This window comes from Psychrobacter sp. UBA6739, from assembly GCF_002453835.1.
Taxonomy (GTDB): Bacteria; Pseudomonadota; Gammaproteobacteria; order Pseudomonadales; family Moraxellaceae; genus Psychrobacter; species Psychrobacter immobilis_A.
Map to the genome: position 1 here is coordinate 1 of NZ_DKHR01000032.1, position 13,602 is coordinate 13,602.

Here is a 13,602-nt window from a genome sequence, read left to right on the forward strand (position 1 = left end):
CTATGACTTTTGCAAGAGGTCTATAAAAAAATATTGAAAGTCACTTAATATAATGAGTGATACTCATTATTATGCTAATAAAAAAATTTATTAGAAATAAAGCTTGTAAAATCTCAAAAACTTGATAGAATACTCAACCTAAATAGGCGTATAGCTCAGTTGGTTAGAGCGCTACCTTGACATGGTAGAGGTCAGCAGTTCGAGTCTGCTTATGCCTACCAAATTTAGAAAGCCCCAATCTCACGATTGGGGCTTTTTTTTGTCCGTGAAATATGGGCTGTAGCGGAAAATCTATATTGGTATCCAGTTAAAATCACTATTATTTAATCAACTTTAAATGATTCAAAAACGCGACGGTGACCAAATGGTGACCAAAACGTGACCGACCCTTAAAAACCATTAAAATTAAAATCTTCTTTTTGACCTCTACTTCAAATTCTAAGCTAGAACCTATTTTTTAGTGTTTTTCTCTTTATCCTCTTTTACATATTCAAAAATATCTCCTACCTCTACTTCTAAATACTCACAAAGCTTATCTATAGTATCGAAATCAATTCTAGATGATTGATCGTTGTATATCTTATGCAACGTCGTTTTGCTTACCCCTGTTGCTCGTACGGCATCCGCTACTTTAAGCCTTCTTTCAGCTAACAAAGTTGGGAGATGATTAACTATCATACTATAAACTCCAATTATAATTATAAAAAGTACTTGCATAGTTATAAATTTATGGTAAATTACAACCATGGTATCTAAAAGTACCATTATAGTTAAACTTTATATAAGGAACATATTATGTCACATACCTACCTAACTACCCAAGAGCTTTCTGAGCTCATCAAATACAACCCTCGTACTATCCGCAATGAACTCAAGGATAGTGTACTTATTGAGGGCATTCATTATATACGCCCGTTCGGTGGTCGTAAGATTTTGTACATTTGGGAAGAGATTGAAAAAGATATGCGCACTGGCATCGCCGGTAGCATCAATGCCATGGCACTACAATAAGGAGAAATAGTATGGCTAGCATCAGAAGTAGATACGGTAAGCTCGTTGTCGATTTTTATTATATGGGTATACGCTGTCGGGAGACGACAAACTTAACGGACACGCCAGCGAATCGCAAGAAGCTTGAGAAAGTGATTGAGAAAATGGAAGCAGAAATCACCCTAGGTCTCTTCAACTACGCTAAGTACTTTCCAAAAAGTGACAAAGCGGCAGAAATGGTAGCGTTGAACGATCGCAAGGAATGCATCAACACTAATACGCCTTCTTTTGAGCAGTTTGCAAAATTATGGTTTCTTGAAAAAGAAATTGAATGGCGCGATACCTATAAGCGCAAAATAAAGGAGATTATTGATATGTATTTGATTGTTAAGTTTGGGACTAAGCCCATTCATCTCATAAAAAAGACAGATGTATTAGCCTTCCGTTCATCCCTCGCCAAAGTGACTTACGGAAAAGCTAACAAACATCTGTCAGCGGCACGCATTAATTCGATTATGGTACCTTTGGGTATGATACTAAAAGAAGCAGCTAAACGCTATCAGTTTGACAACCCTTATTACGATATCAATGCGCTCAAACAGCCTAAAACGGATATTCAACCATTCACACTGAATGAGGTTTGGACGTTTATTAATGGTGTGAGAGCGGACTATCGCAATTATTATCTGGTACGTTTTTTCACAGGTATGCGTACTAGTGAGATTGATGGGTTAACGTGGGAGAACATTGATTTTAATCGACGTGAGATTGTGATCAAACAAGCTTATGTTAAAGGCAAAATTGTTCCTCCTAAAACTCAAGAGTCTTATCGTGCGATTCAAATGTCACCTTGGGTCTACGATGCTCTAAAGGAACAGCAGGCCATCACTTATAAGCGATCTGACTATGTGTTTTGCGCGCATACCGGTGAGCCACTTGATTATAACAATGTGAACAAACGTGTTTGGCACCCTACTCTTAAAATTTTAGGTCTGAAGAAGCGTAATGCTTATCAGACTCGTCATACCGCAGCAACGCTATGGTTAGCTGCTGGCGAAAGTCCTGAGTGGATTGCCAGTCAAATGGGGCACGCTACGACCAAGATGCTATTCAATACGTATAGCCGTTACGTACCGAATATGACTAGGCAAGATGGTAGTGCATTTGAAGCATTGGTCAATCGGAGTCAGATTGCTCAGGTATCTACTGACAAGGAGACGTCACAATGAAAATGATTGATTACGATAAACTGCATGCGACGTTTAAACCTAGTAGCTATGTCAGTAATGACGCAAATCATATGGCTAACTCTCTCATTTGTGAGCTCTGTATTCAATCAGGTACTGGTTTGGCTCGTTTCTTGACCATTAACAGCTGCTTCGATAATCATATGGCAATGCGGGTATGGGTACAGAAGCGCTTAGATGCCAATCCTGACTATGTACTTGATGAGATGCGTGGTCAGCTGAAGAGTGAGCTTTACGAGCTACTACCACACACTGGCTATGGGTACTAAGGAGGATATTATGAGCTTAAGACTTGAGCCTAATATAACGCAGAACTCACGGGATCTGAAAATCTGTAGCGATTACTGGGCATACGATAATGAATGTGGCTTCATTGAGCATGTAGAAGGGGTTTGTCAGAAGTATGACATCAGTCCTCATATTATGTTTGTTACGGTAGGCCAGTGTTTTGCTTATCTAGATGATGTACTTTGCGAGTACTGTGGTTATGTTTGCCCTTTAGAGGTGCCAGCAGACATTTCTTATATGCGTGCAAAACATAGTTGGTGTTGTGAAGTATGTGAGCACGCTGTGTGGCGTGAGCATAACAACCGATAAATTTTTTTAAACATTCAAAGCCAAACAGCTTAGGTTGTTTGGCTTTTTATTGTTTCTAATTGACTGACGACATCTGTTGTCGTAAAGACTTTTTTATACGTTGTTTTACCGACATAGTTCCGTTAAAGTAAATTTGTATTAAACTTTATAATGCTTTCAATGGACGGAACTACTATGGCAAAATCTAGCAACGCTTATACAGATAATAGTTTTGCCTCATCAGATCTAAAAACTATTCTGCACTCTAAACGTGCCAATATTTACTACCTTTCCCATTGTAGGGTAATGCAAAAAGATGGAAGGATTCTCTATCTAACTGAAGAAGATAAAGCCAATCTGTTCTATAACATTCCTATCGCTAATACCACCTCAATCCTGCTCGGTACAGGAACTTCCATCACTCAAGCGGCGATGCGACTGCTATCACAAGCAGGTGTCTTAGTTGGCTTTTGTGGTGGTGGTGGCTCGCCATTATTTATGGGTGCGGAGCGTGAAGTCTATGTCGAGTGGATGACGCCACAAAGCGAGTATCGTCCAACAGAATACATTCAAGGGTGGATGAGCTGGTGGTGGGATGATGACAAGCGTTTGATGGCAGCGAAACTTTTGCAACACGCACGATTGGCTTATCTACAAACGGTATGGAATAAAGACAGTGAGCTAAAACGTTGGGGCTTTGATAGCAGTAATGACGCAGTGCAAGCCCTGCTCACAGATAACAGTCGGCAAATCAATCAGCAAATGGAGGTCATGCACTTATTGCAATTAGAAGCGCGTTTGACTAAGCAGCTCTATAAACTGGCCGCCAAAAATACGGGCTATGATGGCTTTACAAGGGAACATGAAGGTATCGATAAGGCCAATGATTTCCTTAATCACGGCAACTATTTGGCTTATGGTTTAGGTGCGACCACAGCATGGACATTAGGTATTCCACATGGCTTTGCGGTAATGCACGGCAAGACTCGGCGCGGTGCATTGGTATTTGATATCGCCGATATTATCAAAGATGCACTGGTACTACCCCTCGCCTTTATCTGTGCCAGCGAAAACATGAGCGAGCAAGAGTTTCGTCAAGAATGTCTGAATATGTTTACTAAGCATAAGGCACTGGATTATCAGTTCGAAGTCGTAAAGCAGATTGCTATGACCAAAAGCTGGGAGGCATAAATGATTGTCACTTTAGTCTCGCAATGTGAAAAGAAGGCTCTAGGTCGAACTAGGCGTATTTTGGACGCTTTCGCTAATCGGATTGGTGATAATGTTTGGCAAACGGCTATTACTGAGGAAGGTCTAAAAACCGTCAAGCAGCTATTACGCAGCTCAGCGACTAAGTCGACGGCGGTAAGCTGTCATCGTAATAAGACACGCCAGCTGACTGAACTGGTATGGGTAGTGGGCAATAAGCGTAAGTTTAATGAGGTTGGAATTGTTCCTGTGAACCGTACCAAAAGAAACATCTTGCACAGTGAATGGGAAAATGAGTGGAGCTATGCCAGTAGTATTCAGATTATTGCCACTATATCTGCCCTGCTTCATGATATCGGTAAATCAACCATTGGCTTTCAAAACAAGCTCCTTGTCGGTAGCAAACAAGGCGACTCTTATCGGCATGAGTGGATATCATTAAAACTGTTTGAGCTGATGATTATTGATTGCGCTACTGATGAGGCATGGCTTGAACGTTTGATGCAGTTAGATGATTGGCTGAAAAATAACGATATAGAAAGATTACTGTCTAAAGCCAATCAAGATACCGTCAACATAGAAGCAATGCCGCCCCTTGCCCAGTGGGTCGCGTGGTTAATTGTCACCCACCATCGATTGCCACCTGCGGATAAAGTATTTCATTCCTTTACCGCCATTCAACGTATGCAGCAGCCCAAAGAAACACTAGCTTATAAGCAAAATTTGCAACAGTTTTATAGCAAGTTAACGCCTTTTGACTTTTGGGTCAAAAATCCAAAATCGTTAGAGGAAATGAGTAAAGCTCAACTAAAAAGCTTTTGGCAATTTGAGCATTTAGTGATTAATAGCCGTGCATGGCAAAAAAATATCAGACGCTGGTCTAAAAAAGCACTCAATGATCCTGCATTAATGCAAATTAGTCAGCAAGCAATTGATAACAAAAAGGCTATTAGTGATCCGTTTTTACTCCATTTATCGCGTTTATGTTTAATGGTAGGTGATCATAATTATTCCAGTCTAAAAGAAAATGACTCACGTTGTATAACTGTTAATAGCCAGTTTAAAAAATTAGCTGCCAACACTGACCGAACCGCTAGCACGCCCACTGTAAAACAGTCATTAGAGGAGCATTTATTGGGCGTGGGTGCTTTTACCGCTCATTTCTGCCGCGCGCTACCTATTATTGCTAGCGAAATGCCTACCCTACGCAATCACGATCCATTGGCTAAGCCGACTGGCATAGAGCGTTTTAAATGGCAAAACCAAGCATTTAAAATGAGCTATGGTTTGCAAGAAGCGACACGTGAGCATGGATTTTTCGGGGTAAATATGGCCTCGACAGGCGCAGGTAAAACCATCGGTAATGCTCGTATTATGTATGCTTTAGCTGACCCTAAAAAAGGTGCGCGTTTTACCATTGCATTAGGACTGCGGATTTTAACTTTACAGACAGGGCTAAGCTTTCGTAAAGACTTGAAGTTACAAGGCGACCAATTAGCCATATTAGTTGGCGGCAGCGCGAATAAAAAACTGTTTGAGCTGGTATACGACAATAAGACTAATGATATTACAGATATTATCAGCGAATATAAAAAAGACGACGAGCCTGATAATGAATCAGAGACCTTTGGTAGTGAGTCTAGCGAGGATTTATTAGATGAGTTTGTTGATAGCGATATCGATTATCAGGACTATGAGACGCTGAATCTCGATACTGTCATTGCCAGTCCTAAAGCGCGCGATTTAATATTTGCGCCGATTGTGACTTGTACCGTTGACCATATTATCCAAGCAAGCGAGTGCAAACGTGGCGGTAAATACATTGCACCAATGCTGCGTCTACTGAGTAGCGATTTGATACTTGATGAGCCTGATGATTTTGACCAAGCGGACTTGCCTGCGCTTTCGCGTTTGGTGCATCTTGCCGGACTCTTTGGCACACGTGTTCTGCTGTCTTCTGCCACTCTGACGCCTGACTTAGTAACAGGATTATTCGAAGCTTACATGGAAGGACGCAAACTGTTTAACCAAAGCCAAAATAAGCCTACTCCTAAAATAGTCTGTGCCTGGTTTGATGAACAACCTAAAGCGATGCTATCCGAGCAATGCGCTGATGTTGATGCCTTTCAAAATACCCATAAACAATTTTGTGATAAGCGTGCCAGCTATTTAGCCAAGCAGCCCGTTAAACGTCAGGCAGAAATATTGCCCTTTTCAGCTTCTTACACCAAAGATAATGCGACACAGTTTTATAGCGCTTTGGCACAAACTTTGGTCGATGCTGCCATAAGCTTGCATGATAAGCATCACGAGGTGCTGCCTAATTCTAATCAGAAAAAATCTAGTGATAATACGCAAGTGAGTATCGGGTTGGTGCGCGTCGCCAATATCAATAACATTACTAATATTGCCATGCAGTTATTTAAAGCAGACGACATAGCTGTACCAGATAATACGATAATACATGTGGTGTGCTATCACGCCAAGCAGCTATTGCTACTCCGTAATGCGTTAGAGAATAAACTCGATAGAATCTTAGATCGTAGCGACTCGAAAACCAATATCTTTAATCATCCTGAGATTGAACAAGCCATTGCTAATCAGCCTGCTAAAAAACATATCTTTATGGTTCTAGCCACCCCTGTTGCCGAAGTTGGTCGCGACCATGATTATGACTGGGCGATCGTCGAACCCTCTTCTATGCGCTCTATCATTCAGTTGGCAGGACGTGTCTGGCGGCATCGTCCTGAAAAGCTCGCCAATGAACCGAACATCTTACTGCTGCAATATAATATCCGCTACTTTAAACATGCAAATAGCAAGCGACCCATTTTCACGCATCCAGGGTTTGAGACCACGCTATTTAAGCCACCAAGCTACGATTTAAATAAATTGATGACTCAAGAGCAGCTAGCACAAGTCGATTCAAGACCTAGAATTTCAAGGTCTCAAAACAAAACCATAGAAACGTTAAGCGACCTTGAACATCGCGTCATGCAGCATTTATTAAACAACCATAAACTTAATTATGTCAACGCCTATTGGGATAGCAAGGCTACTGCCAATCGTACCCATACGCATTTGCAGCAAATCAGTCCTTTCAGAGCAGGAACGCCGCAAGACGATTGGTTATTGATTCCACGAATGGTCAATGATGACGAGGATACTGACATGCCGAGCATGGGCTTTGATACTTATTATAGCGAGGACGTCTTTGAAAAAGGCTTAGCCAAATCTAGCACCCACAATAAAACCATTCAACCGCTAGCCTTTAATTTTGAGCACGAACAAATAAAGCCATGGCTGACTGTCTCCTTGAATGACGTTTTACAAGACTTGCAAAAATCCCAGCCCGATAAGAGTTTGCGCTCGTTAGCCATCACTTATTCATCAGTGTCGCTTGATAGCATTAAGTCTAGCAATAGTAGTGGCTGGATGTTTCATGAATTTTTTGGTTTTGTTCGTGGATAGGTTTTAGCCCATTAATTGTCTGCATAAAAAAGCACGGCGTTAACCGTGCTTTTGCTAGAAGCCACCTGAGCGGTGGTGAAAGATAATACCAGTTATAACATTTTCTAAGCCACCTGAGCGGTGCAATCAAATTATAACAGAGCGTCTTTTATAAACATAACTGATATCTCTAATATTTTAATACTAGTTATAACATGGTTTACTTATTAATTATTACGTGCTTTAATATTGTAAATAAAAAATTTTTGTGCATTATAAAAGGAGAAAATTTTGATGGATATATCTTCAGAGCTAGCAAGCGGTGCTGTCAAAGCATTTCTTATTAGCCAATATGATAAAAAAACGGATACTGAGCAAAAACAGCTCTCTAAAGCAATTGAAAGTAGCGACCACGACAAGGTCACAGAACTAAAAGAAGCGTTAGTAAATGCCAAAGAAAAATATAGCATTGCAAACTGGATTGCTGATGCGGCTACTCGCATGGCAAAGCAACTAAACTTCGGTACGCATATCTCAAAGGGCGTTCATCCTGACGCTAAGGGCGATAATGTTAGCTTTGATACAGTAGACAATTTATCGCAAACTATCGTAGGTACGCACTCAATAGACAGCAGTTACATCGATGCTAACGGTAATGCCGCAGCCCTGCCCCTTGCCGCTTTCTTCGATTTTGAAGTAGATGAGACGACTAAAATTCGTGACCTTATTTTAGCGGATAATGTTGATTTTATTGCCTCACTTGCCAGCGATAAAATACTGGCTAATACCTATCAGCAGACTTTTAAAGAAGCATTGCAAAACTTTATTACAAACCCTGTCACCCATGAACGTAATAAACAAACGCTTTGGGTAACCAACGCCTACGAAGGCGCGGACATAGAAGAGCTTGATTATATTAATATTGTTCCGCTCTACCCCTCTGTACTCACTCACGAAGTCTATCAGCGTATCAATCATCTTAAATTTTCTGAGGACAATAAAGCTGCCCGTGATAATCGTTTTAAAAAAACCGCCGATCAACAGCCTTATATCACCTTGAATGATTTAGCGACCCTTCAGCTTGGCGGTACTAAGCCGCAAAACGTTAGCTTGTTAATGAGTAAACAAGGTGGTCGTAATTATCTCCTCCCTTCACTTCCACCCATTATCAAACAAGAACGCTCGTTTAAATTATCCAAATTTGCCAATAGTATTTTTGGCACAGCTATGGAATATAACGCGCGCGAAGCCATTCAAAGTATTTTTAAATCTATTAAAGACACTCGCAATATCATCGATGTCCGAGATGCGCGTAAAAGCGCTATTGATGAAGTTTTATATCAAATATTTGCAGCAGCAGAAGATATACGTATGACTATGCCTGCGGGCTGGTCAAAAGATTATGAGCTTGAGCGACACGAGAAGCTTTGGCTTGATCCAAAACGTGCTGATCTTGAGGGCGAGGAGGAATTCAAAGCTGAGCGTGAACTAACTGACGCGTGGCATGCTCAAATTATTCACAGTTTCGCTCGTTGGCTCAATACTTTGATGCAAACTGAATTTAAAGCCATTGCTAGCGACTTTGGCGATGCCGAGCATTTGAACTGGGAGCGTGAGATTGAAGATATGCAAAAACGCTATGAGCGAGCAGGCAAAGGAGTGTTTTTATGAGCCGTATAGATGATGACAACGATATCGGAGTGATTGGCTACTTGCTGTTCAAAAAGGTCGTTATTAGTGGCGCAAATACCATCTCAAGCCCGCTTACTTATGGCTTTCCAGCTATCACTGGATTCTTGGGTAGCTTTCATGCGATGTCGCGCAAAATGGCGGATGATGAGCAACTATCTAACGTATCGTTAGGTGGCGTATTACTGGCCTGTCATGACTGTCAGCCGCAGATGTATCGCCCAAACTCTTATAATAATTACACCTTTAATCAAACGCGTAACCCTATTAAAAAAGACGGTAAAACAGCTTCTATCATCGAAGAAGGCAAATGCCATTTAGTTATGAGTTTTGTGGTTGAAGTATTGGCAGACACTAAACTGACGACTGAGCAGCAAGAGTCTGCTATCCAAAAGACTAGTCAGTGGATTCAACAACAACGTATGGCTAGTGGTAGTGTGCGTGGATTGGCTCGATTTGAGCCCGTACAGTATTTTGATAGTAGCGATATTAGTGCGGTAATACCGCAGCTATTACCTGCTTTTGTACTGATGGACGCTCAAGATGAATTTGCTCAGATCATCAACGATGTACAAAAAGACGATCCAGATGCGACGCCTTTAGATGCCTTAATAGAGGTTTGCGCGCTGCATCAAATACCAGAAACTCAAAAAAATGGTGATACCAAATGGCTGACTACTTCACGTAAGAGTGGTCATGGTTGGCTTGTACCTATGCCTGTAGGGTATCAAGGAATTTCTGATCGTTATGATGCAGGTGTGATGCAAAACGTACGTAATCCCGAATACCCTAGCCAATATGTCGAAGCTATATATAGTCTTGGCAAATGGGTCTATCCACAGCGTTTAAATCGCATCGGCGGTGAGCATGATATTGCCAATGCATTTTGGCGTTACCACTATGACGCCGATGATTCTCTGTACTTGGTCACCCAGCAGCAAGACTTTTAATCACATTTTTAATTTTCTACATCCTTTAACTTTTACGATACATTCAATTTAACTTTTATTCTTATGGAGAAACTCATGTCAAAATCAGCCCTAAAAACTGCATCCGTCCTCGCTTTTGAGCGTAACCTTGACGTATCAGATGCTTACCTATGGCAGACTAATAGCCAAGCAGCTGATAACACAGCATCGCCATCGCCTGTTGTTATTAAAGAAAAATCAGTTCGCGGAACGATAAGCAATCGTCTAAAAAATGCTATTACTAATGACCCTGCCAAACTAGATGCCGAGACCGAAAAAGCTAATTTACAAAAGGTAGATTCTGCGTCATTAGATGAAAACAACGATACGCTAATCGTGCGCTTTAGCATGAAAGTATTGCCATTCACTGGTAAGCCTAACGTCTGTAACGATCAAGACTATCAACAAGCTTTAGAGCAAGTGGTTACTGATTATATCGACGCTCAAGGCGTAGATGAATTGGCACGGCGCTATGCGATTAACGTGCTAAATGCGCGTTGGTTATGGCGCAACCGTGTGGGTACTGAAAGCATCAAAGTTACCATTAAATGTAATGGAAAAACTATTATTATCGACGATGCAAAAGCTTATGGTCTTAAAGATTTTAACAGTGATGACGCTCATATCAAGCAAGTCGCAGACTGGATCAAAGCGGGGTTAAACGATGATGAATTTATTATTTTATACGTAGAAGCTCATGCCGTCATCGGTTATGGTCAAGAGGTCTATCCGTCACAAGAGCTCATCCTTGATACAGGTAGTAAAAAAAGTAAAGTGCTTTACCGTGTCAGTGACCGCAAAGGCTCTGAGGATAATGCAGGTATGCACTCACAAAAGGTCAGCAACGCTATTCGTACTATCGATGATTGGTATCCTGATGCCGAGTTCCCTATCGCGGTTGAGCCATATGGCGCAGTGACCACATTAGGCACAGCGTTCCGTCAGCCTAAAGCTAAAATGGACTTTTATAGCCTATTTGATAATTGGGTATTAAAAGACGATGCACCAGATGTTGAGCAACAACATTATGTGATGGGAGTACTTATCCGTGGCGGCGTGTTTGGTGCTAGTGGCAAGGAGTAAGTGATGACTGACTCAACTTCAAGCTTGACCCATTTCCAAGAAATAACTATTATCCCCGACCCTGATATTGCACCTTACTTTATCTGGAGTAAGCTATTTACTCAATTTCACATCGCGTTAGCTGAAATGAAGAATAAGCATGACATCGAATCCATCGGTGTCAGCTTCCCTGATTATCATTATGATGATAAAAATGAGAAGTCATCTAAGCTGGGAGTAAAGCTTCGCGTCTTTGCCCCTAACCAAAAAGATTTAGAAACGCTAAATCTTGATAACTGGCTATCGCGGCTTACTGACTACGTGCATATCAAAGGCATCAAAGACGTGCCTATAGATAAAATAACGGGCTACGTGAGTGTACACCGCTATCGTTTTAAACCGATAGAGGTACAAGTAGAATCTCTAGCCAAAAAAATGGAGATTAGCAATGACGAGGCAATGGCGATAGTTGTTAAACGCAAAGCTGAATTAAAACTGCCTTTTATCAGAATGTTTAGTGAAAGCAATAAAACCCATTATCCATTGCAAATTTTACAACAACCTAGTAAACAGGACGTAACTGGTGGTTTTAATGTATACGGTATGAATGGCATGCGCGATAACGTTACTGTGCCGCAGTGGTAGTAGATAAAGTTAAAGGGTAATGACGAATTACCCTTTAATTGGGTATAAAAACCCTTTTTTTTAATCTATTTAAAAACTTGCAATAAAAACAAACAGTTATGACAATATGAAAATTGGAGGGTAAATTAGGGTATTTTGCCTTCCAAGCCTTGCTGTAGCTGAATTTTTTGAGGTATAATTCCTCTTCATCACCGCTCAGGTGACTTAGAAAATGTACAATATAAACTTCAACTTTAAATCAGCCTTCATCACCGCTCAGGTGACTTAGAAAAACAAACAAGTAACAAAATAAAATGATATTTTCTTCATCACCGCTCAGGTGACTTAGAAACGTATATGAAACGTCCTGAAATGGCGATTGATCTTCATCACCGCTCAGGTGACTTAGAAATCTTGCAATTTGCGCTAGATTAGAAAAGCCATCTTCATCACCGCTCAGGTGACTTAGAAAAAAAAAGAAAAAAACGATTAATGCTCGTCAAGCTTCATCACCGCTCAGGTGACTTAGAAAAGCTGAAAACCAAACGACTGAAGAAGAGGTGTCTTCATCACCGCTCAGGTGACTTAGAAATATCAGCCCTTTCAAGTAAAGACCTTCAGAATCTTCATCACCGCTCAGGTGACTTAGAAAGTATGAGTGCATCAGCTCTGTTATTGATATATCTTCATCACCGCTCAGGTGACTTAGAAATCAGCCCATAGCGTTGCAGCATTAGCTCTATCCTTCATCACCGCTCAGGTGACTTAGAAAACAGCAATAAGTGCGTAGCGAATAAGTGGCGTCTTCATCACCGCTCAGGTGACTTAGAAAATCCAGCAGCCGTGAATAAATGAAACTATCCCCTTCATCACCGCTCAGGTGACTTAGAAATAGTTTACGCCTTACGCGAATACTTTATTAGTCTTCATCACCGCTCAGGTGACTTAGAAAGCGAGCTTCCATCTTTGAGCCAGCTTCTACGCCTTCATCACCGCTCAGGTGACTTAGAAAAATAGCTCTATCATGGTTCGGTTTAATGCCTTCTTCATCACCGCTCAGGTGACTTAGAAAACAAGATAAAAAAGTTAATCAGTCTGTCTGTTCTTCATCACCGCTCAGGTGACTTAGAAAGCAGATAACCTTCGAGCCGTGATATGCTTGTACTTCATCACCGCTCAGGTGACTTAGAAATCACTATCTCGTCTTAGCACTGGCACACCACACTTCATCACCGCTCAGGTGACTTAGAAAATCATCAAAAAGCTAAAATACCTAGAAGACAACTTCATCACCGCTCAGGTGACTTAGAAAAAGAGGTATTGGACAAGCTAAAATCTAACGGTCTTCATCACCGCTCAGGTGACTTAGAAATAAGAGTAGATCAAGGCCAGCGCATATCAGTGCTTCATCACCGCTCAGGTGACTTAGAAATTGAGTTAGATGATTCGCCTATGGCGGATATTCTTCATCACCGCTCAGGTGACTTAGAAATTTAACTCTTAATGTTTGTAAGTCCATGATCTCTTCATCACCGCTCAGGTGACTTAGAAACCTCATAAAACTTTATGAGATCGACACCTGCTCTTCATCACCGCTCAGGTGACTTAGAAATTAATCCGTTTTAAACTCTCATTCGCCGCTTTCTTCATCACCGCTCAGGTGACTTAGAAAGTGAATAAATGAAACTACGCCGCACCGAACAACTTCATCACCGCTCAGGTGACTTAGAAAGCTAGTTGCACCTACTTGTAAATATATACTGGCTTCATCACCGCTCAGGTGACTT

11 protein-coding genes, 1 tRNA gene and 1 CRISPR repeat array (1 of these 13 only partly in view) are annotated in these 13,602 nt (G+C 41.2%); of the genes, 11 read left to right on the forward strand and 1 reads right to left on the reverse strand.

Translation table 11 applies throughout. The features are described 5' to 3' along the window. The first annotated feature begins 144 nt into the window (after positions 1 to 144). Positions 145 to 221: transfer RNA gene (locus B2575_RS07850), tRNA-Val, on the forward strand. 229 nt (positions 222 to 450) lie between these two features. On the opposite strand, the gene B2575_RS07855 is transcribed toward B2575_RS07850, so the two are convergent. Further along, a complete protein-coding gene (locus B2575_RS07855) occupies positions 451 to 678 on the reverse strand; it encodes a helix-turn-helix domain-containing protein (RefSeq protein WP_102093774.1) in 228 nt (75 codons plus the stop codon). Positions 679 to 795: 117 nt separating this feature from the next. Here B2575_RS07855 and B2575_RS07860 point away from each other — a divergent pair, with 117 nt between their 5' ends. The 10 genes from B2575_RS07860 to cas6f all read left to right on the forward strand — a co-directional run bounded on the left by B2575_RS07860 (position 796) and on the right by cas6f (position 11,836). Beyond that, positions 796 to 1,011 carry a hypothetical protein gene (locus B2575_RS07860; RefSeq protein ID WP_045447035.1) on the forward strand — a complete coding sequence of 72 codons (216 nt, stop codon included), beginning with the start codon at positions 796 to 798 and terminating at the stop codon, positions 1,009 to 1,011. 11 nt (positions 1,012 to 1,022) lie between these two features. Continuing rightward, the gene (locus tag B2575_RS07865; RefSeq protein ID WP_201566822.1) at positions 1,023 to 2,219 is read left to right on the forward strand and encodes a site-specific integrase; all 1,197 of its coding nucleotides are present in this window, start codon (positions 1,023 to 1,025) and stop codon (positions 2,217 to 2,219) included. Next, complete coding sequence (locus B2575_RS07870) at positions 2,216 to 2,506, forward strand: hypothetical protein (protein WP_101211222.1); 291 nt, start codon at positions 2,216 to 2,218, stop codon at positions 2,504 to 2,506. Before B2575_RS07865 ends, B2575_RS07870 begins: the two co-directional genes overlap by 4 nt. A 10-nt stretch (positions 2,507 to 2,516) precedes the next feature. After that, on the forward strand, positions 2,517 to 2,834 hold the full coding sequence (locus B2575_RS07875) for a hypothetical protein (RefSeq protein WP_101211223.1): 318 nt from the start codon (positions 2,517 to 2,519) through the stop codon (positions 2,832 to 2,834). A 174-nt stretch (positions 2,835 to 3,008) separates the two neighbouring features. Beyond that, positions 3,009 to 4,004: a type I-F CRISPR-associated endonuclease Cas1f gene (cas1f, locus tag B2575_RS07880; protein WP_101211224.1), complete on the forward strand. Its 996-nt coding sequence runs from the start codon at positions 3,009 to 3,011 to the stop codon at positions 4,002 to 4,004. Then, on the forward strand, positions 4,005 to 7,493 hold the full coding sequence (gene cas3f, locus B2575_RS07885; RefSeq protein ID WP_101211225.1) for a type I-F CRISPR-associated helicase Cas3f: 3,489 nt from the start codon (positions 4,005 to 4,007) through the stop codon (positions 7,491 to 7,493). It begins immediately after the preceding gene. 273 nt (positions 7,494 to 7,766) lie between these two features. Further along, positions 7,767 to 9,143 (forward strand): type I-F CRISPR-associated protein Csy1, encoded by a 1,377-nt coding sequence (gene csy1, locus B2575_RS07890; RefSeq protein WP_101211226.1) that lies wholly within the window; start codon positions 7,767 to 7,769, stop codon positions 9,141 to 9,143. Beyond that, the gene (csy2, locus tag B2575_RS07895) at positions 9,140 to 10,111 is read left to right on the forward strand and encodes a type I-F CRISPR-associated protein Csy2 (protein WP_101211227.1); all 972 of its coding nucleotides are present in this window, start codon (positions 9,140 to 9,142) and stop codon (positions 10,109 to 10,111) included. The genes csy1 and csy2 overlap by 4 nt, the downstream gene beginning before the upstream one ends. Before the next feature lie 75 nt (positions 10,112 to 10,186). Beyond that, a complete protein-coding gene (gene csy3, locus B2575_RS07900) occupies positions 10,187 to 11,212 on the forward strand; it encodes a type I-F CRISPR-associated protein Csy3 (RefSeq protein ID WP_101211228.1) in 1,026 nt (341 codons plus the stop codon). Positions 11,213 to 11,215: 3 nt separating this feature from the next. Then, entirely contained in the window at positions 11,216 to 11,836 is a 621-nt protein-coding gene (cas6f, locus tag B2575_RS07905) for a type I-F CRISPR-associated endoribonuclease Cas6/Csy4 (protein ID WP_227523197.1), read from the forward strand. Between the two features lie 183 nt (positions 11,837 to 12,019). Continuing rightward, positions 12,020 to 13,602: direct repeats of the CRISPR family, unit length 28 nt; unit sequence CTTCATCACCGCTCAGGTGACTTAGAAA; it runs 2,587 nt beyond the window's last position.

Bases quoted from the DNA above. Each gene is read 5' to 3' on its own strand.
- B2575_RS07855 (WP_102093774.1), bottom strand. From the start codon at position 678: ATGATAGTTAATCATCTCCCAACTTTGTTAGCTGAAAGAAGGCTTAAA.
- B2575_RS07860 (WP_045447035.1), top strand. From the start codon at position 796: ATGTCACATACCTACCTAACTACCCAAGAGCTTTCTGAGCTCATCAAA.
- B2575_RS07865 (WP_201566822.1), top strand. From the start codon at position 1,023: ATGGCTAGCATCAGAAGTAGATACGGTAAGCTCGTTGTCGATTTTTAT.
- B2575_RS07870 (WP_101211222.1), top strand. From the start codon at position 2,216: ATGAAAATGATTGATTACGATAAACTGCATGCGACGTTTAAACCTAGT.
- B2575_RS07875 (WP_101211223.1), top strand. From the start codon at position 2,517: ATGAGCTTAAGACTTGAGCCTAATATAACGCAGAACTCACGGGATCTG.
- cas1f (WP_101211224.1), top strand. From the start codon at position 3,009: ATGGCAAAATCTAGCAACGCTTATACAGATAATAGTTTTGCCTCATCA.
- cas3f (WP_101211225.1), top strand. From the start codon at position 4,005: ATGATTGTCACTTTAGTCTCGCAATGTGAAAAGAAGGCTCTAGGTCGA.
- csy1 (WP_101211226.1), top strand. From the start codon at position 7,767: ATGGATATATCTTCAGAGCTAGCAAGCGGTGCTGTCAAAGCATTTCTT.
- csy2 (WP_101211227.1), top strand. From the start codon at position 9,140: ATGAGCCGTATAGATGATGACAACGATATCGGAGTGATTGGCTACTTG.
- csy3 (WP_101211228.1), top strand. From the start codon at position 10,187: ATGTCAAAATCAGCCCTAAAAACTGCATCCGTCCTCGCTTTTGAGCGT.
- cas6f (WP_227523197.1), top strand. From the start codon at position 11,216: ATGACTGACTCAACTTCAAGCTTGACCCATTTCCAAGAAATAACTATT.